The sequence below is a fragment of the Bradyrhizobium zhengyangense genome, from assembly GCF_022012555.1.
Taxonomy (GTDB): Bacteria; Pseudomonadota; Alphaproteobacteria; order Rhizobiales; family Xanthobacteraceae; genus Bradyrhizobium; species Bradyrhizobium zhengyangense.
Genome location: NZ_JAKLTZ010000002.1, coordinates 466,237 through 492,514, shown reverse-complemented (window position 1 = coordinate 492,514; position 26,278 = coordinate 466,237). Strand labels below are relative to the sequence as shown.

Here is a 26,278-nt window from a genome sequence, read left to right as displayed (position 1 = left end):
ATCCGCCGCAAAACTGGCATAGCTTAACCATGTCGCACGTGGCGGACAGGGGTGAGCAGGCATGACGCAGGCGGTATTGGGCATCATCGGCGGCTCCGGCATCTACGATCTGCCGGGTCTCGAGGGCGCGCACGAAGAGGTGATCAGGAGTCCCTGGGGAGAGCAGTCGGCTCCGGTGCGGCGCGGGACCATCGCCGGCCTGCCGATCGTATTTCTTCCGCGGCACGACAAGGGTCACCGTCTCTCGCCTTCCGACATTAACTACCGCGCCAACATCGACGTGTTGAAGCGCGCCGGTGTCACCGATCTGATCTCACTCTCGGCGTGCGGTTCCTTCAAGGAGGAGATGCCGCCCGGCACCTTCGTTCTGGTCGACCAGTTTGTCGACCGTACCCACAAGCGCGAGAGCTCGTTCTTCGGCAAGGGTTGCGTTGCGCATGTCTCGATGGCGCATCCGGTATCGCCGCGGCTGCGGATTCATCTCGCCGCGGCGGCCGAGGCCGAGGGCATCGCGGTCGCGCGCGGCGGCACTTATGTCTGCATGGAGGGGCCGCAATTCTCCACTTATGCGGAGAGCATGACTTACAAGACGCTGGGCTATTCCGTGATCGGCATGACCAACATGCCTGAAGCAAAGCTCGCTCGCGAGGCCGAGATTTGTTACGCGACCGTGGCGATGGTGACGGATTTCGATTGCTGGCATCCCGATCACGACGCCGTCACCGTGCAGGACATCATCCGCGTGCTGACGTCCAACGCCGACAAGGCCAAGGCGCTGGTGGCGCGGCTGGCCAAGGAGTTTCCGCGCGAGCATGAGCCGTGTCCAATCGGATCGGACCGCGCGCTCGACACCGCGCTGATCACCGCGCCCGAGGCACGCGATCCCGAGCTTTTGAAGAAGCTCGATGCGGTGGCCGGGCGCATCCTGCGCGGTTAAGACGCAAGAATAACGAAAGGGCAGAACGCCATGAAGGTCGACGGCAAGCATTTCCGCAGTATCTGGCGTGAGCGCGACGGCTGGTCGGTCGGTGCAATCGATCAGCGGCGGTTGCCGCATGAGTTCGTCGTTGCGCGCTTAGTATCGTGCGAGGACGCGGCGGTCGCGATCAGCGACATGTTGGTGCGCGGCGCGCCGCTGATCGGCGCTACCGCCGCTTACGGCATGGCGTTGGCGATGCGCGAGGACGCCTCCGACGCGGGCTTGAAACGGGCCTATGAGACGCTAGTCGTGGCACGACCGACAGCGATCAACCTGAAATGGGCGCTGGACGAGATGCGCGCGACGCTCGCGCCGATCGATCCGCTCGAACGTGCGGAAGCGGCCTATGCGCGCGCCGATGAGATCGTCGAACAGGACGTCGAGATCAATCGTGGCATCGCCGGCAACGGCCTGAAGCTGATCGAAGCGATCGTGGCCAAGAAGAAGCCGGGCGAGACCGTCAACGTGCTGACCCATTGCAATGCCGGTTGGCTTGCCACCGTCGACTGGGGCACGGCGACCGCGCCGATCTATCTCGCGCATGAGCGCGGCATCAAGATCCATGTCTGGGTCGACGAGACCCGCCCGCGCAACCAGGGCGCCTCGCTGACGGCGTGGGAGCTCGGCCATCACGGCGTTCCGCACACCGTAATTCCCGACAACACCGGCGGCCATCTGATGCAGCACGGCATGGTCGATCTCGCTATCGTCGGCACCGACCGCGTCGCTGCCAATGGCGACGTCTGCAACAAGATCGGCACCTATCTGAAGGCGCTCGCGGCGCAAGACAACAACGTTCCGTTCTATGTCGCGCTGCCGTCACCGACGATCGATTTTGCGGTCGACGACGGCATCAGGGACATTCCGATCGAGCAGCGCAGTGGCACGGAGGTCACCGACATGACCGGCCGTACCGCCGACGGTCGGCTGGAGACCGTGCGCATCGTGCCAGAAGGATCGCCTGTCGCGAACTACGCCTTCGACGTGACCCCGGCGCGGCTCGTGACGGGCCTGATCACCGAGCGTGGCGTGTTGAGGCCCGATCGCGCCTCGCTGGCGGCGGCATTTCCGGAACGCATCGCCGTCGCCGCAGAGTAGGCACTATTCAGGCGATGTCTCGCCGCACCCGTCATTGCGAGCGCAGCGAAGCAATCCAGAATCTTTCCGCGGAGATAGTCTGGATTGCTTCGCTGCGCTCGCAATGACGAGGTTGATAGACTACCCGAGCTTCATCCCCGTCGCGGCCTCGAGCTCCGCGATCGCCTGCGCGCCACTAGCCACCTTGATCGTGGTCATGCCCATCTCGCGCGCGGGCTTCAGGTTGACGCCGAGATCGTCGAGATAGACGCATCTCTTTGGGTCGACCTTCAGCGTCTCGACCATCAGCTGGTAGATGCGCGGATCAGGCTTGCGCAGTCCGATCTTGGCGGATTCGATGACATGATCGAACAGCACCATCACCTCCGCGACGTAGAGCGAACGCCCGGTCATGCTGCCGATGGCATTGGCCGGAAGGTTGTTGGTGATGCAGCCGGTCTTGAACTTGGCCTTGATGGACTTTAGCGCCTTGACCATCTCGGGGCGCAGATCGCCCTGGAGCAGCGGCAGCACGTCGCGGCCGCGCACTTCGGCGCCGAGCGCCCGTGATTCTGCGGCAAACAATTGATCGAATGTCTCGATGTCGACCTCGGCGCGCTCGAACTTGGCCCAGGCATTTTCCAAATGGTTGGCGGCGTTGGTGCGCCGGATAATGTCGGCGGGCAGTCCACGCTCCGTCTCGAACCGCGAAAACGCCTCGAATGGCGAGCTCGTCAGCACGCCGCCAAAATCAAAGATCACCGCCTCGATCGCCACTATCCTGCCCTCGTCAATTGCTTTCCAAGACGGCTAGCATGCGCTATCGGCAAGGACCAGTCCTGCCGATGTCAGAGCCTGTTCCATGAAGAAGCTTGCCACTCTCGCCATAGCCACGCTGCTGCTTACGACGCCAGCTCATGCGATCGTCGGCGGCGGCACACCGCAGACGGACGGCGTTGCGCGCGCGGTCGTCACCATCGTCGGCTCGCGCGGTAATTTTTGTACCGGCACCTTGATCGCCCCTCAGCTTGTGCTGACGGTCGCGCACTGCGTGCAGCCCGGCGCGGATTACAAGATCGTCGAACGTGGCGCGGACGGTCAGCCGCAACTGCTGAACGTGCGGACCGTTGCAATCCATCCGAGCTTCAACATGCAGGCGATGTTGGCGCATCGCGCCACCGCCGACGTGGCATTGCTACAGCTGGAAATTCCACTCAAGGGAAAATCGACGGTGCCGGTCGGCATGCCGAATATTCCAATACAGGTCGGCAGCCGCTTCACCATCGCCGGTATCGGCGTCACCGTGCGCGGCGATGGCAAGAGCGGCGGCACGATTCGCGTCGCCGGCCTTGTTGTTACCGGCCAGCCCGGCACGTTCCAGATCCGTCTGGTCGATCCCGTAACCAACGGTGTTCGCGACGGAATCGGCGCCTGCACCGGCGATTCCGGTGGTCCCATGTTCGAGGACAAGCCGAACGGTGCCGTGCTCGTCGGCGTCATCAGCTGGTCGACAGGGCCGAATAATGCCGCGGGCTGCGGCGGATTGACCGGCGTCACGCCGCTGACGCTCTATCGCGACTGGATCCTGCAGACAGCGCGGAGCTGGGGCGCGGCGTTGTAGTTTGATCGCGACTTGATCTATGTCATTTTGCAAGGGAAGCGCGATGGGCGACGATGCCCATCGCTGAGGAAACGCGTCGCCGATCAAGGGCGGCCAGAAAAAGACAAGGCATAGAAGCAACAATGAATGTCGCTGTTCGCAATCACGCCACGACCAAGCAGGCCTCAGAACATTTCGACGTGCTGATCGTCGGCGCCGGCATCTCCGGCATCGGCAGCGCCTATCACATCGAAAAGCAGTTGCCTGGCACGAGCTACGTCATCCTGGAAACGCAGGCGACGTTCGGCGGCACCTGGTCTACGCATCGTTATCCCGGCATTCGCTCGGACAGCGATCTCCACACCTTCGGCTACAGCTTCAAGCCCTGGGTCGGGCCGCCGATCGCGACCGCCGATGAAATCCTCGCCTATATGAACGAGGTGATCGACGACAACGATATCGCCCGCCACATCCGCTACGGGCACAAGATCATCTCGGCGAGCTGGTCGAGCGAGCAGAATCTCTGGACCATCGAGGCGGCGACGACCGACACCGGCGAGACGAAGTTCTTCACCGCCAACTTCCTCTGGATGTGCCAGGGCTATTATCGCCATTCGGAAGGCTACACGCCGGAATGGAAGGGTATGGACCGCTTCAAGGGCCGCATCGTCCATCCGCAGACCTGGCCTGACGATATCGACCTTAAAGATAAGAAGGTCGTCGTGATCGGTTCTGGCGCGACGGCTGCGACGCTGGTGCCGAACATCGCGGACGAATGCGCGCATGTCACCATGCTGCAGCGCTCGCCGACCTATTTCCGCCTGGGGCGCAACGCGATCGAGATCGCCGAGGAGCTGCGTCGGCTCCAGATCGATGAAGCCTGGATCCACGAGATCGTCCGCCGCAAGATCCTGTTCGAGCAGGATGCGTTCACAAAGCTCTGCCTGGCGAAGCCCGAGCAGGTGAAGAAGGAGCTGATCGGCCAGATCAGCGCGGTGCTCGGTCCGGACTACGACGTCGAGACGCATTTCACACCGAGCTACCGCCCGTGGCGGCAGCGCATTGCCTTCGTGCCCGATGCCGATTTGTTCAAGGGCATCGCCAGCGGCAAGGCCTCGGTAGTGACCGACGAGATCGAGTGCTTCGTTGAGAACGGCATCCAGCTCAAGTCCGGGAAGCTGCTCGAGGCTGACGTCATCGTCACTGCGACGGGCTTCAATCTCTCCGCGCTCGGCGACATCGCCTTCGAGATCGACGGCAAGCCGCTCGCCTTCGGCGATACCGTCACCTATCGCGGCATGATGTTCACAGGCGTGCCTAACATGGTCTGGGTGTTCGGCTATTTCCGCGCGAGCTGGACCTTGCGCGTCGATCTCGTCGCCGATTTCGTTTGCCGCCTGCTCGGTCACATGAAGGCGAAGGGGGCGAAGAAGGTCGAGGTCAAGCTGCGGCCCGAAGATCACAACATGCCGATCCTGCCTTGGATTGATCCTGAGAATTTCAATCCCGGCTACATCATGCGCAACATGAACCTGCTGCCCAAGCGCGGCGACAAGCCGGAATGGCAGCATAGCCAGGATTACTGGACCGAGAAGGACGAGATCCCGAAGACGGATCTGGATGACAAGGCGTTTGTGTATGGGTGACGAGAGACGTGTGGAGCGATAGCGCTCGCTCCACACTCCACTGTCGTCCCGGCGAAAGCCGGGACCCATAATCCCAGGGAGTAGTTTGGCGAAGATTCGTGGTCCGGTACGGCTACCGCTCAAACCGAGAATCACGCGGTGCGGGTCCCGGCCTTCGCCGGGATGACACATGTTGTCAGGCGATAGCGTTCCAACTCAATCTCACCACGGCTACGAATTCCTCCGCGTCGCATTCGTCGCGATCGCCGCGGCTGCCGTCCGGTTCTCCACGCCCAGCTTGGCGTAAATCTGCTCCAGATGCTTGTCGACGGTACGCGGGCTCAATCCCAAAATTTGCGCGATGTCGCGGTTGGTCTTGCCCTTGCTGAGCCAGGCCAGCACCTCACCCTCGCGCGTGGTGAGGCCGAGCTCGCTCGAAAACTCTGGCGGCAGCGCAGTGCCGGCTTCCTTGGACAGCCGCAGCAGAAACTCGTTCGGCGCCGTCTCGCCCATGTAGTAGAAGCGGAGCTGCGGATTGTCGGGCAGGGACGCGGCCTGCGACTTCGCGCTGCCCTTGCCTTTCGCCTGTTCCAGCCATTGCAGCAGCGACGGCGGCAGGACGAAGTCATCGGTCTGCACGCCGTGGTGGTCGGCCAGCAGCTTTTGCGCCTGCGGCGTTGCCCAGAGAATGTGGCCCTGGCGGTTGACCGCGAACAGGAAGCGGCCGGACACGTCGAGCGCGGCGCGCGCGCTCTGGGTCAGGCGCGCATTGCCGAGATGGACGCGGATGCGCGCCAGCATCTCCTCGATCACGATCGGTTTGGTCACGTAGTCGACGCCGCCGGCTTCCAGTCCGCGCACGATGTGCTCGGTTTCGGCAAGGCCGGTCATGAAGATCACGGGGACATTGGCAAGGCCGGCGTCGCGCTTGAGCCGCCGGCAGGTCTCAAACCCGTCCATGCCGGGCATCACGGCGTCGAGCAGCACGATGTCGGGCGTGATCTGGTCGACGATGCGCATCGCGCTGGCGCCGTCGAGCGCCACCATCACCGTCATCCCGGCGCCGTCGAGCGCATCGGTCAGCAGCCTCAGCGTCTCCGGCGAGTCGTCGACAACGAGCGCGACGTCGCGCTTTTTCGGCTCAATGCTCATAAGCATGCAGGGTTTTCAATGTTGTCATGTATTGGTCGAGGTCGAAGCGATCGACCAGTGATCTCATTTCAGCGACGAAGTCGGCATGCTCCGGGTGCTCGCTGCCGATCTCGTCCAGCTTGAGCTGGATAGCTTTGACGTAGCCGATCTGGCCGAGCCCGATCAGCGCCTCGATGTGCCTGACCGGCGGCCGCGAGCCGCTCTCCGGCCGCCACAGCGGTACGACGGTCTCATCGGAGCCGTATTGCCATTCGATCCTGAGCAACTGCCGGATGGTCTCCAGCAATCGCGGAATGTCGATCGGCTTCATCAGATAGCCATCGTGGAACGGCTGTGCGAGCGGTGCGCCGTGCGCCTCCAGCGCGCTTGCCGACACCATCAGGATGCGGGCCTGGTGATGGCCTGCTGCGCGCAGCTGTTCCGCCACCGTCCAGCCGTCCATGGCAGGCATGGAGATGTCGAGCAGGAACAGGTCGGGCCGGCAATGCTGCGCCAGCGCGAGGCAGCCGGGACCGTCGGCGGCGCTCAGCAGGATGAAGCCGAGCGGCGTCAGCACCTCGCGCAGGAGATCGCGATGAACAGGATCGTCGTCGGTGATGAGGATGGTCTTGCGCGCGCCGTGATAGCCCGAGACCGGCGCCTCCACCGGCGCAATGCGCCTGGGATTGGTGACCTCCGACAGCAGCATCTTCACCTTGAACGTGCTGCCGCGGCCGACGGTGCTGGCGACCTTGATGTCGCCGCCCATCACGCCGGCGAGCAGCCGGCTGATGGTGAGACCCAGTCCGGTGCCGGTCTGCGGCTGCGAGACGCCCAGCGCGCCACGCTCGAACGGCGCGAAGATGCGTTCGAGATCGTCGCCCTGGATACCGGGACCGGTATCGATCACCTCGAATTCGGCGACCGGGCTGCGGTAGTGCACGACGAACTGGACGCTGCCGGTCTGGGTGAATTTGATGGCGTTGGAGAGGAGGTTGATCAGCACCTGGCGCAGCCGCTTCTCGTCAGCATAGACCACTGTCGGCAGTGTCGCCGGACGCCGGAACAGGAAGTCGATGCCCTTGGCGCCGGCCTGGAGACGAAACATGCCGACGAGCTGATCGAGGAATTCGCTCAAGCGGACTTCGTCGCGGGAAAGGTAAAGTCTGCCGGCCTCGATCTTGGAAATATCCAGAATGCCGTCGATCAGGCCGGAGAGATGGTCGGCGCTGCGGCGGACCACGCGGACCTGGTCGCGCGGCTTGGTATTCAGTGTCGCGTCCTGCTCGAGGAGTTGCGCATAGCCGCTGATCGCGTTCAGCGGCGAGCGCAACTCGTGGCTCAGTCCCACCACATACCGGCTCTTGGCGAGGTTGGCGGATTCGGCGACCTCCTTGGCGCGCTGGAGCTCGGCGTCGGTGCGCTTGTGCGCGTCGATTTCCTGGATGAGGAGCGCGGTCTGCCGCCGCGTCTCGGCCTCCGCCGCGCGGCGGCTCTGCTGCGCCAGCACGAACAGCCAGGCGACCACGCCGATGATGATGCTGAGCGAGAAGAACACCTTCCACAACACGTTGGAGACGAGTGCGTTCTCGCCATGCACGCTCGCCGACGTCTGGAGATAGATCAGCCCGAGCACCAGTGCGACGAGGCCGGCGGAGACCACGAACACGCCGATATAGTGGCCGAACTGGGAGTTGATGCGCTGATAGATCGGCTGCGGCAGGATCTTGCTGAGCGCCTCGGAGAACTGCACCTGCGCGCGTCCGTGCGGCTTGCAGAGATCGTGGCAGCGGGCATCGAGCGAGCAGCACAGCGAGCAGATCGGGCCAGCATAGGCCGGACATGAGGTGGTATCCTCAGGCTCAAAGCTGTGCTCGCAAATACAGCACTGGATCGCCTCGATATTGGCCCAGCTCCGTTTCGGCTTGCGCGCGATGTAGAATTTTCCGTCCGTCAGCCAGGCGATCACGGGCGCGGTGACGAAGGCCACCGTCAGCGCGACGAAGGCAGCGAGCGCCTTCATGGTCGGGCCGAACAGGCCGTAGAACGCCGCGATCGAGACGATGATCGCGAGCGTCATCGCGCCGACGCCGACAGGATTGATGTCGTAGAGATGCGCGCGCTTGAACTCCATCTGCGGCGGACGCAGGCCAAGCGGCTTGTTGATGACGAGATCCGACACCAGCGCGCCGACCCAGGCAATCGCAACGTTGGAGTAGAGCGCGAGCGTCTGCTCCAGCGCCTTGTAGACGCCGATCTCCATCAGCAGAAGCGCGACCATCACGTTGAACACCAGCCAGACCACGCGTCCGGGATGGCTGTGCGTCAGCCGTGAGAAGAAGTTCGACCAGGCGATCGAGCCGGCATAGGCATTGGTGACGTTGATCTTGATCTGCGACAGCACCACGAAGAAGCCGGTCAGCGCCAGTGCAAGGTCCGGATCTGAGAGGACGTAGCGAAATGCCACGAGATACATATGCGCGGGCTCGGCGGCCTCCTCGGGCGGCACGCCGTGGCTGAGCGCAAAGAAGGCGAGGAACGAGCCCGCAAGCAGTTTCAGCGCGCCGAGCACGATCCAGCCAGGCCCCGCGCTCATCAACGCGATCCACCACGACGCCTTGGAGGTACGACGGTCGCGCGGCAGAAATCGCAGGAAGTCGACCTGCTCGCCGATCTGCGCCACCAGCGAGAATACGACGGAAGACGCAACGCCGAACAGCAACAGATCGAAATGGCCGCCGAGATCGCCATGCTCGCCGGCGAATTTGTGCCATTCAGTGAAAGAATGCGGGCTCGCCCAGGCGATCGCGGCAAAGGGCAGGATGTGCAACACGACCCAGAGCGGCTGCGTCCAGAGCTGGAAGCGGCTGATCAGCGTGATGCCGTAGGTCACCAGCGGGATGATCGCAATGGCGCTGATGAGGTAGCCGATCGGGCGGGGGATCCCGAGGCACATCTCCAGCGCGGTGGCCAGGATCACGGCCTCGATGGCAAAGAAGATGAAGGTGAAGGAGGCGTAGATCAGCGAGGTGACGGTCGAGCCGATATAGCCGAAGCCGGCGCCGCGCGTGAGCAGGTCAATGTCGATGCCGCATTTGGCGGCATAATAGGCAATCGGAACGCCGCAGCAGAAGATGATGACGGAGACGACGAGAATTGCAGATGCGGCGTTGGTCACGCCGTAGTTGAGGGTTATGGTGCCGCCGATCGCCTCCAGCACCAGGAAGGAAATCGCGCCGATGGCGGTGTTGGCAACGCGCGCGGCGGACCAGCGTCGCGCGCTCTTGGCGGTGAAGCGCAGCGCGTAGTCTTCCAGCGTCTGGTTGGCGACCCATTGATTGTACTGGCGCCTGACGCGGTCTATTCGCTGCCGCCCTGCCACTTAACTCCACTCCCGAACCCGCCGGATCCCTCGCAAATCCCGTACCAGAAGCCTACGTCGGCATTTTGCGGTGCAATATACGCGATCTTGCGTATCCTTGCGGTGCACAAATTCGAGCCATCCTCACGACACCAATCGCGTGTCCTCGAACAAACAGTGGGGTGCTCATGTCAGACGAAACCAACAAGGGCTTGTTGTCGCCGCTCCGGCGCAAACTATTGATGGGAATGGCGGCCGTCCCGGCCATCACGATGCTGCCGCGGACGTCGTTTGCGCAGGCCCCGGCGACTTCGGCGGTCAACACCACCGGTCTCGCGGTTACCGATACTGAGGTCACGGTCGGCATCCTACATTCGGCTACCGGCACGATGGCGATTTCCGAAACCGGCTCGATCGAGGCCGAAAAGCTCGCCATCGAGCAGATCAACGCCGCCGGCGGCGTTCTGGGGCGCAAGATCAAGTTCATCCAGGAAGACGGCGCCAGCGACTGGCCGACCTTCGCGGAGAAGGCGAAGAAGCTGCTCGTCAACGACAAGGTCGCGGCGATCATGGGCTGTTGGACCTCGGCCTCGCGCAAGGCGGTGCTGCCGGTGGTCGAGCAGTACAACGGCATGCTCTACTATCCGACCTTCTATGAAGGTCTCGAGCAGTCCAAGAACGTAATCTACACCGGCCAGGAAGCGACCCAGCAGATCCTCGCCGGCCTGAACTGGATCGCCAAGGAAAAGGGCGCGAAGACCTTCTTCTTCATCGGTTCCGACTACATCTGGCCGCGCACATCGAACAAGATCGCGCGCAAGCACGTCGAGAACGTGCTCAAGGGCAAGGTCGTCGGCGAGGAGTACTATCCGCTCGGCAACACCCAGTTCAACTCGGTCATCAACAAGATCAAGCTGACCAAGCCCGACGTGATCTTCACCGACGTCGTCGGCGGCTCCAACGTCGCGTTCTACAAGCAGCTCAAGGCAGCCGGCATCGACCTCGCCAAGCAGGCGCTGCTGACGATCTCGGTGACCGAAGACGAAATCGACGGCATCGGCGGCGAGAACATCGCTGGCGCTTACGCCTGCATGAAGTACTTCCAGTCGCTCGACAATCCGAACAACAAGGCCTTCGTGCCCGCGTTCAAGAAGATGTGGGGCGAAAAGACCGTGATCGGAGACGTCACCCAGGCTGCCTATCTCGGCCCCTGGCTGTGGAAGTTGACGGTCGAGAAGGCCGGCTCCTTCGACGTCGACAAGATCGCGGCGGCTTCACCCGGCGTCGAGTTCAAGGGCGCGCCGGAAGGCTATGTGCGCATCCACGAGAATCATCACCTCTGGTCGAAAACCCGCGTGGGCCGCGCCAAGCTCGATGGCCAGTTTGAGCTGATTTACGAGACCGCCGATCTCGTCGAGCCGGATCCGTTCCCCAAGGGCTACCAATAAGAGAGCTACCAGTAACAAGCGCGGCGACCGCCGCAGTTTCCCTCGAACTCAAGCCGCTCCCTGGCGTGGATTGCAAGTCCATGCCCAAGACCCCCGCGTCGCGAATTTGCTCGCGACGCGGGACCCTAGTCCCTGACGGAGGACATCGATGTTCGGCGACTACTCGCTTGGTGATCTTGGCTCCATCTTCGTCATGCAGGGCTTTGCAGGGCTGATCCTGTTCTCTGTCTACGTGCTGATGGCGCTCGGTCTTGCGATCATCTTCGGCCAGATGGGCGTCATCAACATGGCCCATGGCGAGTTCATGATCCTGGGGGCCTACGTCACCTGGATGACCTCCAATCTGTTCCAGACCTACATGCCTGGTCTGTTCGGCGGCTATTTCTTCCTCGCCATGATCCTCGCCTTCCTCGCCTCAGGCGCGCTGGGAATGCTGGTGGAATGGGTGCTGATACGACATCTCTACAAGCGGCCGCTCGACACGCTGCTGGCGACCTGGGGCCTCAGCCTGATGCTGCAGCAGGCCTATCGCTCCGTATTCGGCGCGCGCGAGGTCGGCGTCGAGCTGCCGCAATGGATGCTCGGCTCGCTGCAGGTGACCTCCAGCATCGAAGTCCCCATCAACGGCGTCTTCGTGATGTGCCTGACGGTGCTGATCACCATCGCCGTCGCCTATGTCATGTACAAGTCGCGCTGGGGCCGCCAGGTGCGCGCCGTGGTGCAGAACCGCATCATGGCCGGCGCGGTCGGCATCAACACCGAAAAGGTCGACCGCTACACCTTCGGTCTCGGTTGCGGCATCGCCGGCGTCGCCGGCAGCGCCTTCACGATGATCGGCTCGACCGGACCGACCTCGGGCCAGCTCTACATCGTCGACACATTCCTGGTGGTCGTGTTCGGCGGCGCCGCGAGCCTGGTCGGTACCATTGCCTCGGCCTTCTCGATCTCGCAGACGCAATCCACCCTCGAGTTCTTCATGTCGGGCTCGATGGCCAAGGTGCTGACGCTGCTCGCCGTTGTCGGAATCCTGATGCTGCGGCCGCAGGGGCTGTTCGCCCTCAAGGTCCGCAAGTGAGAATGTGGGGCTGATGCAATGACCGACAACAGGTTCTTCAATCGATCTGAGCTGATCGGAATTCTGGTGCTCGCGGTGTTCCTGGTCGTGGTGCTGCCGCTCACGCTCGACGTCTTCAGGCTCAACCTGGTCGCAAAGTATCTGACCTACGCCTTCGTCGCGCTCGGTCTCGTCATCTGCTGGGGCTATGGCGGCATCCTGAGCCTCGGCCAGGGCGTCTTCTTCGGCCTCGGCGGCTACTGCATGGCGATGTTCCTCAAGCTCGAAGCATCGAGCGTGGAGAACACCAAGATCCAGTCGACGCCGGGCATCCCTGATTTCATGGACTGGAATCAGATCACGGCGCTGCCGCTGTTCTGGAAGCCCTTTCACAGCCTCACCTTGACCATCGCCGCCATCATTCTGGTGCCCGGCATTTTTGCCCTGATCATCGGCACCGCGATGTTCAAGCGCCGCGTCGGCGGCACATACTTCGCGATCATCACCCAGGCGGTCGCGGCCATCCTCACCATCCTGATCGTGGGCCAGCAGGGCTACACCGGCGGCATCAACGGCATGACCGACCTGCGCACGCTGAAGGGTTGGGACATCAGGCCCGACCACGCCAAGATCGTACTGTATTTCTTCGAGGTCGGTTGCCTGTTCGTCTGCATCATGATCGCGCAGTTCGTCCGGCACTCCAAGCTCGGACGCATCCTGGTCGCGATGCGCGAGAAGGAGGACCGCGTCAGATTCTCCGGCTACAGCGTCGCGAACTTCAAGATCTTCGCCTTCTGCATCGCCGCCGTCTTCGCCGCGATCGGCGGCGCCATGTTCGCCCTCAATGTCGGCTTCATGTCGCCGTCCTTCGTCGGCATCGTGCCCTCGATCGAAATGGTGATCTACACCGCTGTCGGTGGCCGGTTGTCGATCCTGGGTGCGATCTACGGCACGCTGCTGGTCAATTTCGCCAAGACCAGCCTGTCGGAAACCTTCCCCGAATTGTGGCTGTTCGGTCTCGGCGGCCTGTTCATCGCCGTGGTGCTCGCCTTCCCGAATGGCCTTGCCGGGATCTGGGGCGACTATGTGCAGCCGCGCATCGATCGTCTGATCGCCTCGCGCAAACCGAAACCTGAGGGCTGGACCGACAGCTCGGTCGCCGACAGCGCCCCCGCGGAGTGAGGAGATAGATCATGCTCGTCGGTCATCACGATGCCGATGCCACGCTGGCAGTGAGGAGATAGATCATGCTCGTCGGTCATCAGCCCAAGGAATTCCTGCTCGCGGTCGAGGCCCTCACCGTGTCGTTCGACGGCTTCAAGGCGGTCAACGATCTCTCTTTCTACGTCGACGAAAACGAGATCCGCGTCATCATCGGCCCCAACGGTGCCGGCAAGACCACCGTGCTCGATCTGATCTGCGGCAAGACCAAAGCGACCTCAGGCTCGATCCAGTTCCGCGGCAAGGAGCTGACGCGGATGAAGGAGAACGAGATCGTCAAGACCGGGGTGGGGCGCAAATTCCAGAACCCGTCAATTTACGACGATCTCACCGTGTTCGAGAATCTGGAGATCTCCTATCCGCGCGGACGTTCGGTGTTCGGCGCACTGACCTTCACCCGCGACGCCGCCGTGCGCGACCGCGTGCACGAAGTTGCGGAAATGATCTTCCTGAAGGACAAGCTGAACAAGAGCGCCGATCTGCTCAGCCACGGCCAGAAGCAGTGGCTCGAGATCGGCATGCTGCTGATCCAGGATCCGGATCTGCTGATGCTGGACGAGCCGGTGGCCGGCATGAGCGTGTCCGAGCGCGCCAAGACGGCCGAGCTGCTCAATCGCATCATCAAGAACCGATCGGTGCTGGTGATCGAGCACGACATGAAGTTCGTCGAGGACATCGCGCACAAGGTCACCGTGCTGCACCAGGGCCAGATCCTCTCGGAGGGGACGATGGAGAAAGTGCAGAACGATCCCAAGGTCATCGAAGTCTATCTCGGCCATTAAGGAGGCGTGACGATGCTGGCAATTTCCGATCTTCACGTCGCCTACGGCCAGAGCGAGGTGCTGCATGGGCTCAACGTCAAGGTCGCGCCCAACGAGATCGTTGCGATCATGGGCCGCAACGGCATGGGCAAGACCACGCTGATGAAGTCGCTGATGGGCATCCTGCCGGCCAAGAGCGGCTCAGTGACAATGGACGGCGCCGAGCTTGGGGGCCTGCCGAGCTACGAGCGCGTCGCCAAGGGCCTCGCCTATGTGCCGCAGGGCCGCATGATCTTCTCCACCATGACGGTGAAGGAGAACATCGAGACCGGTCTCGTGGTCTCCGGCGGCTCCGAGGTGCCGAGCGACATCTATGAGCTGTTTCCGGTGCTGCTGGAGATGGAGGGTCGCCGCGGCGGCAATCTCTCGGGCGGACAACAGCAGCAGCTTGCGATCGCCCGCGCGCTCGCCACCAAGCCGAAGGTGCTGCTGCTGGACGAGCCGACCGAGGGCATCCAGCCGTCGATCATCAAGGACATGGCGCGGACGCTCAAGCGCATCCGCGACGAGAAGGGCCTGTCGATCGTCGTGTCCGAGCAGGTCCTGAGCTTCGCGCTTGATATCGCCGACCGCGTGCTGGTGATCGAGAACGGCGCGATTGTCCGTGACGATCCGCGCGACAGCGTCGATGCCGCGCAGGTCTCGAAATATCTGTCCGTCTAACCAACCGTAGCAAAGGGGAGCATCTCGATGCCAGAGACACTGATCAAGGTCGATCTCACCAAGTCGGCTTACGAAAATGACATGGTGCACAATCGCTGGCACCCCGATATCCCGATCGTGGCCTGGGTCAATCCCGGCGACGACTTCATCATCGAGACCTATGACTGGACCGGCGGCTTCATCAAGAACAACGATTCCGCTGACGACGTGCGCGACATCGATCTGTCGATCGTGCACTTCCTCTCCGGCCCGATCGGCGTCAAGGGCGCCGAGCCCGGCGATCTCCTTGTGGTGGACCTGCTCGATGTCGGTCCGATGAAGGAGAGCCTCTGGGGCTTCAACGGCTTCTTCTCCAAGCAGAATGGCGGCGGTTTCCTCACGGATCATTTTCCGCTGGCGCAGAAGTCGATCTGGGACATCAAGGGGCTCTATACTTCGTCGCGCCATGTGCCCGGCGTCAATTTCGCAGGCCTGATCCATCCCGGCCTGATCGGCTGTCTGCCCGATCCGAAGATGCTGGAGACCTGGAACAAGCGCGAGGCCGAGTTGATCTCGACCAACCCGACCCGCGTGCCCGGTCTCGCCAATCCGCCGTTCGCCACGACCGCTCACGGCGGACGTGCCAAGGGCGATGTGAAAGCCAAGATCGGAGCGGAGGGCGCGCGCACGGTGCCGCCGCGCGAGCATGGCGGCAATTGCGACATCAAGGATCTCTCGCGCGGTTCGAAGATCTACTTCCCGGTCTATGTGCCCGGTGCGGGTCTGTCGATGGGCGATTTGCATTTCAGCCAAGGCGACGGCGAGATCACCTTCTGCGGCGCCATCGAGATGGCCGGCTGGCTGCATCTGAAGGTCGAGGTGATCAAGGACGGAATGTCGAAATACGGCATCAAGAATCCGATCTTCAAGCCGTCACCGATCACGCCGAACTACAAGGACTATCTGATCTTCGAAGGTATCTCGGTCGACGAGGCTGGCAAGCAGCATTATCTCGACGTCCACATCGCTTATCGCCAGGCCTGCCTGAACGCGATCGAGTATCTCAAGAAGTTCGGCTACTCCGGTGCGCAGGCCTATTCGATCCTCGGCACCGCGCCGTGTCAGGGCCACATCTCCGGCGTGGTCGACGTGCCCAATGCTTGCGCCACGCTATGGCTGCCGACCGAGATCTTCGACTTCGACGTGATGCCGTCGGCGGCCGGGCCCATCAAGCATATCACCGGCGATATCCAGATGCCGATCTCGCCGGACAAGTAACCGGTGCGCTCCCTCTCCCCGTTCTTACGGGGAGAGGGTTGGGGTGAAGGGGCTGTCTCCGCACGACGGAACGCAAAGGGGCACAAGATGCCGGTCTATGAATATCTCTGTGACGATTGCGGGCCATTTAGGGATCTCCGCCCGATGGCAGAGTGCGACGATCCGCAAAGCTGTCCGCATTGCGAGACGATGGCGCCACGCGTTATCCTGACCGCGCCGAATTTCTTCTGCATGCCGGCGGACAAGCGCAAAGCGCATGCCGTCAACGAACGCAGCTCGCACGCGCCGCAGACGCTGGCGCAATACAAAACCTCGCACGGTCCCGGTTGCGGTTGCTGCTCATCAGGCAAGACCGTGAAGGACAAGAGCGGGACGGACCGGAAGAAGCCCGCGCGGCTGATGACCCAGAGCAAGAGCGGCGCCAAGGGGTTTCCGACGGCGCGGCCCTGGATGATCAGCCACTAACGCATGATCCGGAAAAGCGTGCAGCGGTTTTCCGGCAAGATCATGCGCAAATAACGCACGCGACGACCTCAAACCAACAAAAAGACAGGAGCGCCCAACATGCTTCACGGCGATATTTCCAGCAGCAACGACACTGTCGGCGTCGCAGTCGTCAATTACAAGATGCCTCGCCTGCACACCAAGGCCGAAGTGCTCGACAACGCCCGCAAGATCGCCGACATGATCGTCGGCATGAAGGTCGGTCTGCCCGGCATGGATCTTGTGATCTTCCCGGAATATTCGACCCAAGGCATCATGTACGATTCCAAGGAGATGTACGAGACGGCGTCCGTGGTGCCGGGCGAGGAGACCGAGATCTTCGCGGAAGCCTGTCGCAAGGCGAAGGTGTGGGGCGTGTTCTCGCTGACCGGCGAGCGCCACGAGGAGCATCCGCACAAGGCGCCCTACAACACGCTTATCCTCATGAACGACAAGGGTGAGATCGTGCAGAAGTACCGCAAGATTATGCCCTGGGTGCCGATCGAGGGCTGGTATCCCGGCAATTGTACCTATGTCTCCGAAGGTCCGAAGGGCCTCAAGGTCAGCCTGATCATTTGCGACGACGGCAATTATCCGGAGATCTGGCGCGACTGCGCCATGAAGGGCGCGGAGCTGATCGTGCGCTGCCAGGGCTACATGTATCCGGCCAAGGAGCAGCAGGTGATGATCTCCAAGGCCATGGCCTGGGCCAACAATGTCTATGTCGCGGTCGCCAACGCCGCAGGCTTTGACGGCGTCTACTCATACTTCGGCCATTCCGCGATCATCGGCTTCGATGGCCGCACACTCGGCGAGTGCGGTGAAGAGGATTACGGCATCCAATACGCCCAGCTTTCGAAAAACCTGATCCGCGATGCGCGCCGCAATGGCCAGTCGCAGAACCATCTCTACAAGCTGGTCCACCGCGGCTACACCGGCATGATCAACTCCGGCGACAGCCCGCGCGGCGTCGCGGCCTGCCCCTATGATTTCTACAAGAACTGGATTGCCGATCCCGAAGGCACGCGGGACATGGTCGAGGCCATGACCCGCGCGACGCCAGGCACCGCCGAATGCCCCATCGACGGCATCCCGAATGAGGCCGCGGCGAGCAATTACTAGGGACCGCGGGCTGCGGCGACAAGTCGTGTCGACAGCCGTCAACATCCGGGCTGCGCCGCTCAAGCAGACTCTTTGCGCGGGATTCGATCGAGCTTCCGAAAACCGTGGCGCGGTTGCAACACAACCGTCAGATTCCGCCTCGGTTGTGCGCCAAACCGACGCATTTGGTCTGGCCGTAGTATTGCGGAACCTCCCCATGGCCTACGTTTCCCCGCGGAAATGTTGTTGCTGGGGAGTGCGACGTGAGGGGCGCGGGGGTATCGGGGCGGCAGGGTCGGCTGCGCCGGGTCGGCGCTAGGTCGTCCATTGGCGCATCGGTAATCTTGGCGCTCGCGTTCAGCCTCTTCGCGTCGACGACATCGGCGCGGGCGGACTGCGCGCCTGACCCGGCGGCCAGCGGTCAGACGGTCACCTGTAGCGGCACCGATACCAACGGCTTTGCAGCCGGCGGCGGTGTCACCAATCTGACCGTGAATGTGCTGGCTGGCGCGACCGTGCACGATAACAGTACGGCGTCGATCAACGTCAACGATACCAACGTTGTAACCAACAACGGAACGGTATTGGCGGGCTCGAGCCTCACCGGCATCAACGGCGGCAATTTCAACACCGTGACCAACAACAGCATCATCACGACGGTGCTAGACAACAGTCTCGGCGTCTCGATGCTGGATAACAACACTATCGCCAACAACGGAACGATCGCCGCCACGGGTAACGGTGGCTCGGCGATCTGGATCCAGGACAACAACGTCGTCACCAACAGCAGCTCGCTGTCAGTCGGAGCCCGAGCCTCGGGTATTTTCGCGGGCGTAAACAACACGATCACCAATGCGGCCAGCGGCACGATCACCGGCCTCAACAATGCGTTCGGTATTTTCGTCCTTGGCGGCTCGACCGTGACCAATGCCGGCACGGTCACGGTCGGCGCATCGAGCGGACTTTCCGGCGCCATTTTCGCGATCAGTGACGGTAACACGGTCATCAATACCGCTACCGGCAGTATTTCCGTCGGTCAGCGCGCCGTGGGCATCTTCGCGCAGGGCAATACCGAAACCGTCAGCAATGCCGGCAGCATTACCGCTGCGCGTTTTGGCGCAGGCATTGTCGCTCTCGGTGACGATGCGAAGGTGACCAACAGCGGAACGATCACGACCGCCGCCGACTCGGCTGGCATGTCCGTGCAGGGCAGTCGTATGCTCATCACTCAAAGCGGGGTGATCAATGTCGGCGTCGGGGGCGTTGGCATTACTCTTTCCGTCGTGTCCTCCAGCATGACCAACACTGGTCGGATTACGGGAAGCGACGGCTCCCAAGGCATCGTGCTGTTTGGCGACGGCAGCATCTTCACTAACCGCGGCGTCATCTCGGTTGGTGCGTCGGGCACTGGCATCATAGTGTTCATGTCGGGCAATCCAATTGTTAACACCGGCACTATCTCCGTTGGAGACGCGGGTGTGGGCATCAGCGTGACAAGCGGGGGAAGCGTCTTCAACTCGGGAACGATCAATGCCGCGACTGGCTTCGCGGCAATCGAATTCTGCGGCTGCCAGCCGAACACACTCACCCTCGGCCCCGGCAGCGTCATAAACGGCCTGGCGCTCGCCGCCGGCACTGACACATTTCAGCTCGGTGGCACCGGCAAGGATACGTTCAACCTCGACCTGATTGGTGCCGGCCTCCAGTACGACGGCTTTTCGACCTTCAACAAGGTCGACGGCTCGACCTGGACGTTGACCGGCACCGGCAATCAGGACTGGAACGTACTCGGCGGCACGCTGATGCTCGCCGGCACCATCAACGGCAATGTGAGCATTGCGGCCGGTGGTACGTTCGGTGGTGTCGGCACGGTCAGCACGATCAGCGTCAATGGCGGCACGCTGGCGCCGGGCAATCCGACTGGGACGCTCTCGGTGTCCGGCGATCTCACGTTCACGTCGGCCTCGCGCTACATGGTGCAAGCCTCCGGCACGAGCAATGGCATCGCGGTCGTGACCGGAACGGCGATGCTCGGCGGCGCAACGGTCGTCGTCGTGCCGACCGGCTCGATCGCGAAGCATTACACGATCCTGAACGCAGGCACGCTGTCCGACGCATTCAATCCGGTCGTTGCGGGCCTGTCGTCGAACCTGCATGCGACGCTGAGCAACGACCCCCACAACGTCTTCCTGGATCTCTCGCTGAGCTACGGCTCGGGCCTTAACGTCAATCAACAGGCCGTCGCCAATGTCCTGACGCACTACTTCGACAGCACCGGCAGCCTTCCCCTGGCGCTGGCGAATCTCTCACCGACGGATCTGACGCAGGCCTCCGGCGAGTCAGGGACGGGTTCTCAGCAAACCACGTTCAATGCGATGAACCAGTTCATCGGCCTGTTGACCGATGTCTTCAGCGCCGGCCGCAGCGGCACACCTGGCGCGACACCGTATGCCAACGAGACGAGCGCGACTGCTTATGCCGCGGCCGGCAAGCGTCCGAGTGATGCCTTTGCCTCGATTTACCGCAAGGCGCCGCCGCCGACTTTCCAGCAACGCTGGGATGTCTGGGCGGCCGGCTTCGGCGGCTCGCAGACCACTGATGGTCGTGTCGCACTCGGCTCCAACAACACCAACAGCAATCTCTACGGCACCGCGGTCGGCTTTGATTATCGCTTCTCACCCTCGACGGTTGCGGGCTTCGCGCTCGCCGGCGGTGGCACCGGCTTTGGTGTCAACGGGCTCGGCTGGGGCCGCTCGGATCTGTTCCAGGCCGGTGCCTTCGTTCGCCACAATGCCGGGCCCGCTTACATCACGGCCGCACTCGCCTATGGCTGGCAGGATGTGACGACCAACCGCATCGTCACCGCTGCCGGCACCGACCAGTTGCGCGCGCAGTTCAATGCTAACGCCGTTTCGGGCCGCATCGAGGGCGGCTATCGACAGGCAACGCCGTGGATTGGGCTCACGCCCTATGCTGCACTCCAGGCCACGATGTTCAGCCTGCCGAGCTATCAGGAATTCGCCGTGGTCGGCAACAACACGTTTGCGCTCAACTACGCCGCCAAGGACGTGACCAGCACACGCACCGAGCTCGGCCTGCGCGCAGACAAATCCTTTGCGACTGCCGCAGCCGTGGTGACGCTGCGCGGCCGCGCCGCCTGGGCACATGATTTCAATCCGGATCGCACGGTCGGTGCGGTGTTCCAGACGCTGCCGGGTTCGGCCTTCGTCGTGAACGGCGCCGCGCAGGCTCGCGACTCCGCGCTGACGACGGCGTCGGTGCAAATGAGCTGGATGAACGGCTGGTCCGCGTCGGCAGCCTTCGAGGGCGAGTTTTCGAACGTCACGCGCTCCTATGCCGGCAAGGGCGTCGTGCGCTACACTTGGTGAGGTCCTATCGCTTCGGCTGCGTCGGCTTGCGCGGTGGGCGCGGGGCGACGGCGGGAGCAGGCGTTCCGCTCATCTTGTTGGCGGCTTCGCTGACATCGAGCAGCGAGCGACGGGTGTCTTCGAGGAAGCTTGCCGATTTCTTCTTCATGGTGTCGGCGAGCTCGTGCAGCCCCTTCACCTTTTCGAACAGCTCGTCGGCCTTGCCGTCGACGAAACCCGGCACGGCGCCCTCGATCTTCGAAACCGCCTTGTCGAAGCCTGCAAATGCATTGTCGACCTTGAGCATCACGGCGTCGATCTCCTCGCCCTTGTCGCTGAGATCGGCGGTGTAGTTTTCGAACGTACGCAAGCCGTCCTTGATCGCGGGCGCGTTGCTGACGATCGTGCGGTCGACGCTGTGCAGCGTGTCGACGATGGATTCAGCATCGCTGAGATCGGCGGTCAGCACGGGGATGCCGTCCGAGTCCAGCGGCACCGGTGGCGCAGACGGCGCGCCGCCGATCAGCGAGACCGCGGCAACGCCGGTGAGGCCCTGGAACTCGATGCCGGCCACAGTGTCCTTGCGGATCGGCGCGGTGTTGTCGAGCGACACCAGCGCCACGACCTTGCGCGGGCTCTGCAGCTGGATCGACAGGATCTGGCCGGCGGGTACGCCGTCGAAATTGACCGGCCCGCCGCGGCGCAGGCCGCTCGCGGAACCGCCTTCGAAGACGACGCGCAATTGGCTGCGGCTCTGGCTGGCGCGCCATTTCTGCACGCCGAGCAGACCGCCGAACGCGACGGCGATCACCGTCAACGTCGCCGTTCCGATCACAAGATTGCTCGCGCGTGCCATACGGGTGCGATGTTACGACCAAAGCGGGAAAGTTGGAAGGAGCCCGAACGGCCGCAATGCTAACGCGGGCGGGTTAACGACTTGTCCGCCCTGGCTCGAATGGCGAAGGCGGAAGCGTCACACCCGCCGTTTCGCGCGACATCAATGTCCAGCCGCGCGTTTGGCCGCGGCGTTGTTCAATACGATCAGCGCGTCGACAGCCACGCCCGTTTTGGCATTGATCAGGAACGGGTTGACGTCGATCGAGGCGATCCGGTCGCCGGCATCCGCGATCAGATTGGACAGGCCGACCAGCGCCTTGACGGCCGAGGTCTCGTGCAACGCCGGCTTGCCGCGATAGCCGCGCATCTTGATGCCGGCTTTGGTCCGGCCGATCAAAAGCCGCGCCTCGGCCTCGTCGAGCGGTGCGCCGGCGAGCGCCACGTCCTTCATCAGCTCGATATCGATGCCGCCGGTGCCGAACAGCACGACGGGCCCCATCTCGGCATCGAGCGAGGCGCCGACCACGAGCTCGAGGTCGGCCTTGACCTGCTGCGCGATCAGGATGCCGTCGAGCTTTGGCTTGCCTTTCAGCTTGTTCACCCGCGCGGTGATGTCGGCAAACGCCTTCTTCACCTCGGCTGCGCTGTTGAGGTTCAGCACCACGCCGCCGATATCGGATTTGTGCAGGATCTCGGCGCTGACGACCTTGGCGACAACCGGAAATCCGATCTGCTTGGCGATGTCAGCGGCTTCCGCGGCCGTCTGTGCGATTCCCTCCTTCGAGATCGGGATGCCATAGGCCTTCAGCAGCTTCTTTGAAGCGACCTCGTCGAGCGCGGCGCCGCGCGCGGACTTCAACGCCTTCTCCAGCACGGCGCGTGCTGCCGGCTTGGAGCTCGAGACGATGTCGGGCACTTCTTTCCGCAAGCTGGCATAGGCGAGCAGCGATTTGATCGCGGTCACCGCACGGTCCATGCCCTGCATCACCGCCAGATGCGGCAACGATTTGCGCAAGCCCTTGGTGAACTCCGTAAAGCCGATCGACATCGCGCTGATATAGATCACGGGCTTTGCGGCCCGGCTCGCCATCTCGTTGACGATGCGCAAGTTCCGCTCGCGCTGCTCGTGCGGTGCCTTTGGAAACTCGGCGTCGATGATGACGATGTCGATATCAGGATCGTCGATCATCAGCTTGATCGACTTCATGTAGACGGAGGGATCAACGACCGCGGCAAAGCCGGCGTCGAGCGGATTGCCCACGATCGAACCAGGTCCAAGCATCTTGCCCAGCTCGCTGCTGACATGCGGGCTCAACGGTGCGAAGTTCAGGCCTTGTGCATAGAAGGCATCGATCAGCATGCCCCGCTTGCCGCCTGACAGCGTCACCGCGGCGAGCCGGTTGCCCTTGGGCACGGCGGCGTGAACGAAGCATTCGGTGGTCTCGATCAACTCGTCGAGCCCGGCGACGCGGATCACGCCTTCGCGGGTTGCAATCGCGTCGAATGTCTCGATCGAGCCCGCGAGTGCGCCGGTATGTGCCATCGCGGCGGCGCGGCCACCCTCCGACGATCCGAGCTTGAGCGCGATCACCGGCTTGCTGGCGGCACGCGCGGCCTTGCAGGCGTCGCGAAACGCCTTGGTGTTGCGTACGCCCTCGAGATAGACCACGATCACCTTGACGCTCGGATCTTCGGCGAAATAGCGCATCAAGTCCGGCGTCTCGAGCCCGGTTTCGTTCCCTGTCGTCACCATATAGCCGACACCGACGCCGCGATCTTCCAGCGCTTGCCTGATCGCCATGACGATGGCGCCCGATTGCCCGGCGATCGCCACCGCGCCTTGTTCCATGGTGACGATACGGTCGTCGATATTGGTGAAGAGCTTTTCTGCGGCGCTTAAATTGCCGAGGCAGTTCGGGCCGGTCACGGCCAATCCCGTCTCGCGCACCGCCTGTTGCAGCTCAGTGGCGAGCTTCTGGCTCTCCTCATCCTGCAATTCGCTGAAACCCGAGGTCACGATGGTCGCGGACCGCGCGCCGGCAGCGGCAGCGTCGCGGATCACCTGCACGGCAAAGCGACCGGGCACCAGCACAAGGACGTGGTCGGGCTTTTCGGGCAGGCTGGCAAAATCCTTGTAGCAGGGTACGCCCCAGATGCTCTCGCGCTTGGCGTTGACAGGATAGAGCCCGCCCTCGAAACCATATTTGACCAGATTGTTCCAGATGCGCTCGGCGTAATTGCCGGGCTTGTCGGTCGCACCCACCAGCACGATGTTGTGTGGATGGAGCATGGCGTGGATGCCCTTGACGACGTCGCTGGCATCGGGCGGTGGCGACCATGGGCGGGCAGGGACCGACGCGGCTGAGACCTGAGCTTCCATGGTGTGACCTCACCTGTTGTTCTTCTTGATAGCGCGTCGCCCGATCGTATGGTGAGTTGACTGGAGTGGCAACCGGCGGCGCTGCATGCCGCCAGACGGAATGCGCAGCGGATCGCGCGCAGCCGTGCCGTCCTCAGTAGCGCAGCACGCCCAATTTGTAGCTGTAGTGATAGGCAATCTGCCGCAGCAGATAAGGTGCAATGGCGCGCCTTATCTGCATCTGCGTCGGATCAAATCCGAGGACGCGACGCCGCAGGATGCCCATTTCCCTGACGCCGATCGCGTAGGTTGCCGCCGTCTTCTGTGCGTCATGGATCCGGAAGCAGGAAAGAAACCGCGGCAGGCGTACGAACTTGAAACCGGCCGCCTGTGCCCGCAGGATGAAGTCCCAGTCCATCGCGAAATGGAAGTTTTCGTCAATTGGACCGATCTTGTCCCACACGCGCTTGCGCCAGAACATCGTCTCCTGCGGAATGTAGTCGGCATATTGTAGCGTCTTGCCATCGTGGCGAGGCAGCACCGCGCGTCCAACCTCAAGTCCATCACGATCGATGAAGATGCGGTTGCCATAGACGATGTCGACATCGGGATGCGACATGAAATAGTTGACGACATGAGCGAGCGTCCCGGGCAGCAGCATGTCGTCGCTATTGAGATAGGCCATGATCTCGCAGTCGACGCCGGCAAAACCGAGATTGATCGCGTTGGATTGGCCTTTGTCCGGCTCGCTCTTCCAGCTGATGCTGTTGCCGCGGCTCTTCAGGAGATCAATCGTGCCGTCGATCGAGGCGCCATCCTGCACGTGATAATAGAGGTTCGGGTAGGCTTGGCCCACGATGCTGTCGATCGTGGCGCCGATATACTCCGCATGGTTGTAGCTCGGAGTGACCATTGCGATCCGCGGCGCGTTCGCAGGGATCGCAGGCGAGGACTTGAACGCGTTCAGGTTGAGTAAACGCGGTAGGTATTGTTCGAAGGTCCACATTGGCGGACGCCGCCAGAGGCCGCGGAGTGAGGCCCGTCTCTGACCGGCGGCAACGAGACCCAGGTTCCGCTCCAGCAACGCGACGCGGTTTTCGAGCTGTTCCAGTCGCTGGTCGAGCCGCTGCCTGAACTCTTCGTCCATCTACCCCGTCTTCCCGCCCGGCTCCGCCGTAAAGATCCGCAGGCCTTCTTATAGGTCTACGGACGGCCGCGCCAGTTCAGCGGCTCATGACGTCGTAAGGACATCGGTACGGTTTGCGAGCGCGAAATCAATCCCAAGCCTTGGGCTTGCGAACGGCTATTCACGATCGCGCATCAAGGTCGCATGCAGCAGGTAACGCTCGGGGCCGGAGGTGACGGCGTCGAAAGGCCAGCAAGTCGCAAGGACAAGCTCCGAACCTTGAGTCTCGGGATCGATGCCCGATGCGTCGAAATGGACGACCGTCGAGGAATCCGCACGATAGCGAAAGCGCTTGCCGTCACTGCGTGTGACATCGATCACATCGCCGATGGCGACATTCCGCAGGAAGCGGAAATGCGTATCGCGATGTGCCGCATAGACGGCAATCCCGCGCTCGCCGGCGTCAACCGTCCGGTGGATGTGGCCGGGTCCAAAGGCAAGCGCCTGGCCGCTTGTGCCTTCCAGTACGATCGCGCTGGCGCCGATCCGCTTCACCTCGATCCGCGCCACCGGCCAGGTGTCGGCCCAAGACCATGGCTTGACCGGTTGGCCGGTTGCAATGCCCCGGTCGAACGCACGCTCCAGCAGCACCTGCGCGAGCCACGCCTTGGCGTGGATGTAGGCGCCGTCACCGAACAGGATCGTTCCGACCAGCGCCAGGACTAGAGGCGAGATGAGGCGGGGCATGGTTTCCACCAATGACGGGA

General features: G+C 62.6%; 20 protein-coding genes. 13 read left to right on the top strand and 7 right to left on the bottom strand.

The window, feature by feature from the left end; translation table 11 throughout:
- Positions 1-61: 61 nt before the first annotated feature.
- Positions 62-937 carry an S-methyl-5'-thioadenosine phosphorylase gene (locus L6639_RS07555; protein WP_237860366.1) on the top strand — a complete coding sequence of 292 codons (876 nt, stop codon included), beginning with the start codon at positions 62-64 and terminating at the stop codon, positions 935-937.
- A 30-nt stretch (positions 938-967) separates the two neighbouring features.
- Positions 968-2,077, top strand: a complete 1,110-nt coding sequence (gene mtnA / locus L6639_RS07550; protein WP_237860363.1) for an S-methyl-5-thioribose-1-phosphate isomerase — start codon at positions 968-970, stop codon at positions 2,075-2,077.
- A gap of 120 nt (positions 2,078-2,197) precedes the next feature.
- Here the strand turns inward: mtnA and L6639_RS07545 are convergent, their stop codons facing one another.
- The gene (locus L6639_RS07545) at positions 2,198-2,833 is read right to left on the bottom strand and encodes an HAD-IA family hydrolase (protein ID WP_237860361.1); all 636 of its coding nucleotides are present in this window, start codon (positions 2,831-2,833) and stop codon (positions 2,198-2,200) included.
- Positions 2,834-2,918: 85 nt separating this feature from the next.
- Between L6639_RS07545 and L6639_RS07540 the strand changes: the two genes are divergently transcribed.
- Both L6639_RS07540 and L6639_RS07535 read left to right on the top strand, forming a co-directional pair.
- On the top strand, positions 2,919-3,677 hold the full coding sequence (locus L6639_RS07540) for a S1 family peptidase (RefSeq protein ID WP_237860359.1): 759 nt from the start codon (positions 2,919-2,921) through the stop codon (positions 3,675-3,677).
- A gap of 122 nt (positions 3,678-3,799) precedes the next feature.
- Positions 3,800-5,302, top strand: a complete 1,503-nt coding sequence (locus tag L6639_RS07535; RefSeq protein ID WP_237860357.1) for a flavin-containing monooxygenase — start codon at positions 3,800-3,802, stop codon at positions 5,300-5,302.
- 210 nt (positions 5,303-5,512) lie between these two features.
- Here L6639_RS07535 and L6639_RS07530 read toward each other — a convergent pair whose 3' ends face one another.
- Both L6639_RS07530 and L6639_RS07525 read right to left on the bottom strand, forming a co-directional pair.
- The gene (locus L6639_RS07530; RefSeq protein WP_237860355.1) at positions 5,513-6,439 is read right to left on the bottom strand and encodes a response regulator; all 927 of its coding nucleotides are present in this window, start codon (positions 6,437-6,439) and stop codon (positions 5,513-5,515) included.
- Positions 6,423-9,794: a hybrid sensor histidine kinase/response regulator gene (locus tag L6639_RS07525; RefSeq protein WP_237860353.1), complete on the bottom strand. Its 3,372-nt coding sequence runs from the start codon at positions 9,792-9,794 to the stop codon at positions 6,423-6,425. Before L6639_RS07525 ends, L6639_RS07530 begins: the two co-directional genes overlap by 17 nt.
- 167 nt (positions 9,795-9,961) lie before the next feature.
- Between L6639_RS07525 and urtA the strand changes: the two genes are divergently transcribed.
- The 9 genes from urtA to L6639_RS07480 all read left to right on the top strand — a co-directional run bounded on the left by urtA (position 9,962) and on the right by L6639_RS07480 (position 21,210).
- On the top strand, positions 9,962-11,221 hold the full coding sequence (urtA, locus tag L6639_RS07520; protein ID WP_237860351.1) for an urea ABC transporter substrate-binding protein: 1,260 nt from the start codon (positions 9,962-9,964) through the stop codon (positions 11,219-11,221).
- Between the two features lie 148 nt (positions 11,222-11,369).
- Entirely contained in the window at positions 11,370-12,296 is a 927-nt protein-coding gene (urtB, locus tag L6639_RS07515) for an urea ABC transporter permease subunit UrtB (protein ID WP_237860348.1), read from the top strand.
- An 18-nt stretch (positions 12,297-12,314) separates the two neighbouring features.
- Complete coding sequence (gene urtC / locus L6639_RS07510) at positions 12,315-13,457, top strand: urea ABC transporter permease subunit UrtC (RefSeq protein WP_237860345.1); 1,143 nt, start codon at positions 12,315-12,317, stop codon at positions 13,455-13,457.
- A gap of 65 nt (positions 13,458-13,522) precedes the next feature.
- Positions 13,523-14,278 (top strand): urea ABC transporter ATP-binding protein UrtD, encoded by a 756-nt coding sequence (gene urtD / locus L6639_RS07505; protein WP_237860344.1) that lies wholly within the window; start codon positions 13,523-13,525, stop codon positions 14,276-14,278.
- A 12-nt stretch (positions 14,279-14,290) separates the two neighbouring features.
- Positions 14,291-14,980 carry an urea ABC transporter ATP-binding subunit UrtE gene (urtE, locus tag L6639_RS07500; RefSeq protein WP_237860342.1) on the top strand — a complete coding sequence of 230 codons (690 nt, stop codon included), beginning with the start codon at positions 14,291-14,293 and terminating at the stop codon, positions 14,978-14,980.
- A 27-nt stretch (positions 14,981-15,007) separates the two neighbouring features.
- On the top strand, positions 15,008-16,237 hold the full coding sequence (gene fmdA / locus L6639_RS07495; RefSeq protein ID WP_237860340.1) for a formamidase: 1,230 nt from the start codon (positions 15,008-15,010) through the stop codon (positions 16,235-16,237).
- A gap of 87 nt (positions 16,238-16,324) precedes the next feature.
- Complete coding sequence (locus tag L6639_RS07490) at positions 16,325-16,702, top strand: FmdB family zinc ribbon protein (protein ID WP_237860338.1); 378 nt, start codon at positions 16,325-16,327, stop codon at positions 16,700-16,702.
- Positions 16,703-16,801: 99 nt separating this feature from the next.
- On the top strand, positions 16,802-17,842 hold the full coding sequence (locus tag L6639_RS07485; protein WP_237860336.1) for an aliphatic amidase: 1,041 nt from the start codon (positions 16,802-16,804) through the stop codon (positions 17,840-17,842).
- A gap of 242 nt (positions 17,843-18,084) precedes the next feature.
- Positions 18,085-21,210 carry an autotransporter outer membrane beta-barrel domain-containing protein gene (locus L6639_RS07480; protein ID WP_377818593.1) on the top strand — a complete coding sequence of 1,042 codons (3,126 nt, stop codon included), beginning with the start codon at positions 18,085-18,087 and terminating at the stop codon, positions 21,208-21,210.
- Between the two features lie 4 nt (positions 21,211-21,214).
- Here the strand turns inward: L6639_RS07480 and L6639_RS07475 are convergent, their stop codons facing one another.
- The 4 genes from L6639_RS07475 to L6639_RS07460 form a co-directional block, all read right to left on the bottom strand.
- Positions 21,215-22,045, bottom strand: a complete 831-nt coding sequence (locus L6639_RS07475) for an MlaD family protein (protein ID WP_237860334.1) — start codon at positions 22,043-22,045, stop codon at positions 21,215-21,217.
- 141 nt (positions 22,046-22,186) lie between these two features.
- Positions 22,187-24,406 carry an acetate--CoA ligase family protein gene (locus tag L6639_RS07470; RefSeq protein WP_237860331.1) on the bottom strand — a complete coding sequence of 740 codons (2,220 nt, stop codon included), beginning with the start codon at positions 24,404-24,406 and terminating at the stop codon, positions 22,187-22,189.
- Positions 24,407-24,539: 133 nt separating this feature from the next.
- A complete protein-coding gene (locus L6639_RS07465) occupies positions 24,540-25,532 on the bottom strand; it encodes a glycosyltransferase family 2 protein (protein WP_237860328.1) in 993 nt (330 codons plus the stop codon).
- A 156-nt stretch (positions 25,533-25,688) separates the two neighbouring features.
- Positions 25,689-26,258 (bottom strand): class GN sortase, encoded by a 570-nt coding sequence (locus L6639_RS07460; protein ID WP_237860324.1) that lies wholly within the window; start codon positions 26,256-26,258, stop codon positions 25,689-25,691.
- Between the last annotated feature and the right edge of the window lie 20 nt (positions 26,259-26,278).

Excerpts from the sequence above, each read along its gene's own strand:
- L6639_RS07555 (WP_237860366.1), top strand. The coding sequence starts at position 62 with ATGACGCAGGCGGTATTGGGCATCATCGGCGGCTCCGGCATCTACGAT.
- mtnA (WP_237860363.1), top strand. The coding sequence starts at position 968 with ATGAAGGTCGACGGCAAGCATTTCCGCAGTATCTGGCGTGAGCGCGAC.
- L6639_RS07540 (WP_237860359.1), top strand. The coding sequence starts at position 2,919 with ATGAAGAAGCTTGCCACTCTCGCCATAGCCACGCTGCTGCTTACGACG.
- L6639_RS07535 (WP_237860357.1), top strand. The coding sequence starts at position 3,800 with ATGAATGTCGCTGTTCGCAATCACGCCACGACCAAGCAGGCCTCAGAA.
- L6639_RS07530 (WP_237860355.1), bottom strand. The coding sequence starts at position 6,439 with ATGCTTATGAGCATTGAGCCGAAAAAGCGCGACGTCGCGCTCGTTGTC.
- urtA (WP_237860351.1), top strand. The coding sequence starts at position 9,962 with ATGTCAGACGAAACCAACAAGGGCTTGTTGTCGCCGCTCCGGCGCAAA.
- urtB (WP_237860348.1), top strand. The coding sequence starts at position 11,370 with ATGTTCGGCGACTACTCGCTTGGTGATCTTGGCTCCATCTTCGTCATG.
- urtC (WP_237860345.1), top strand. The coding sequence starts at position 12,315 with ATGACCGACAACAGGTTCTTCAATCGATCTGAGCTGATCGGAATTCTG.
- urtD (WP_237860344.1), top strand. The coding sequence starts at position 13,523 with ATGCTCGTCGGTCATCAGCCCAAGGAATTCCTGCTCGCGGTCGAGGCC.
- urtE (WP_237860342.1), top strand. The coding sequence starts at position 14,291 with ATGCTGGCAATTTCCGATCTTCACGTCGCCTACGGCCAGAGCGAGGTG.
- fmdA (WP_237860340.1), top strand. The coding sequence starts at position 15,008 with ATGCCAGAGACACTGATCAAGGTCGATCTCACCAAGTCGGCTTACGAA.
- L6639_RS07490 (WP_237860338.1), top strand. The coding sequence starts at position 16,325 with ATGCCGGTCTATGAATATCTCTGTGACGATTGCGGGCCATTTAGGGAT.
- L6639_RS07485 (WP_237860336.1), top strand. The coding sequence starts at position 16,802 with ATGCTTCACGGCGATATTTCCAGCAGCAACGACACTGTCGGCGTCGCA.
- L6639_RS07475 (WP_237860334.1), bottom strand. The coding sequence starts at position 22,045 with ATGGCACGCGCGAGCAATCTTGTGATCGGAACGGCGACGTTGACGGTG.
- L6639_RS07470 (WP_237860331.1), bottom strand. The coding sequence starts at position 24,406 with ATGGAAGCTCAGGTCTCAGCCGCGTCGGTCCCTGCCCGCCCATGGTCG.
- L6639_RS07465 (WP_237860328.1), bottom strand. The coding sequence starts at position 25,532 with ATGGACGAAGAGTTCAGGCAGCGGCTCGACCAGCGACTGGAACAGCTC.
- L6639_RS07460 (WP_237860324.1), bottom strand. The coding sequence starts at position 26,258 with ATGCCCCGCCTCATCTCGCCTCTAGTCCTGGCGCTGGTCGGAACGATC.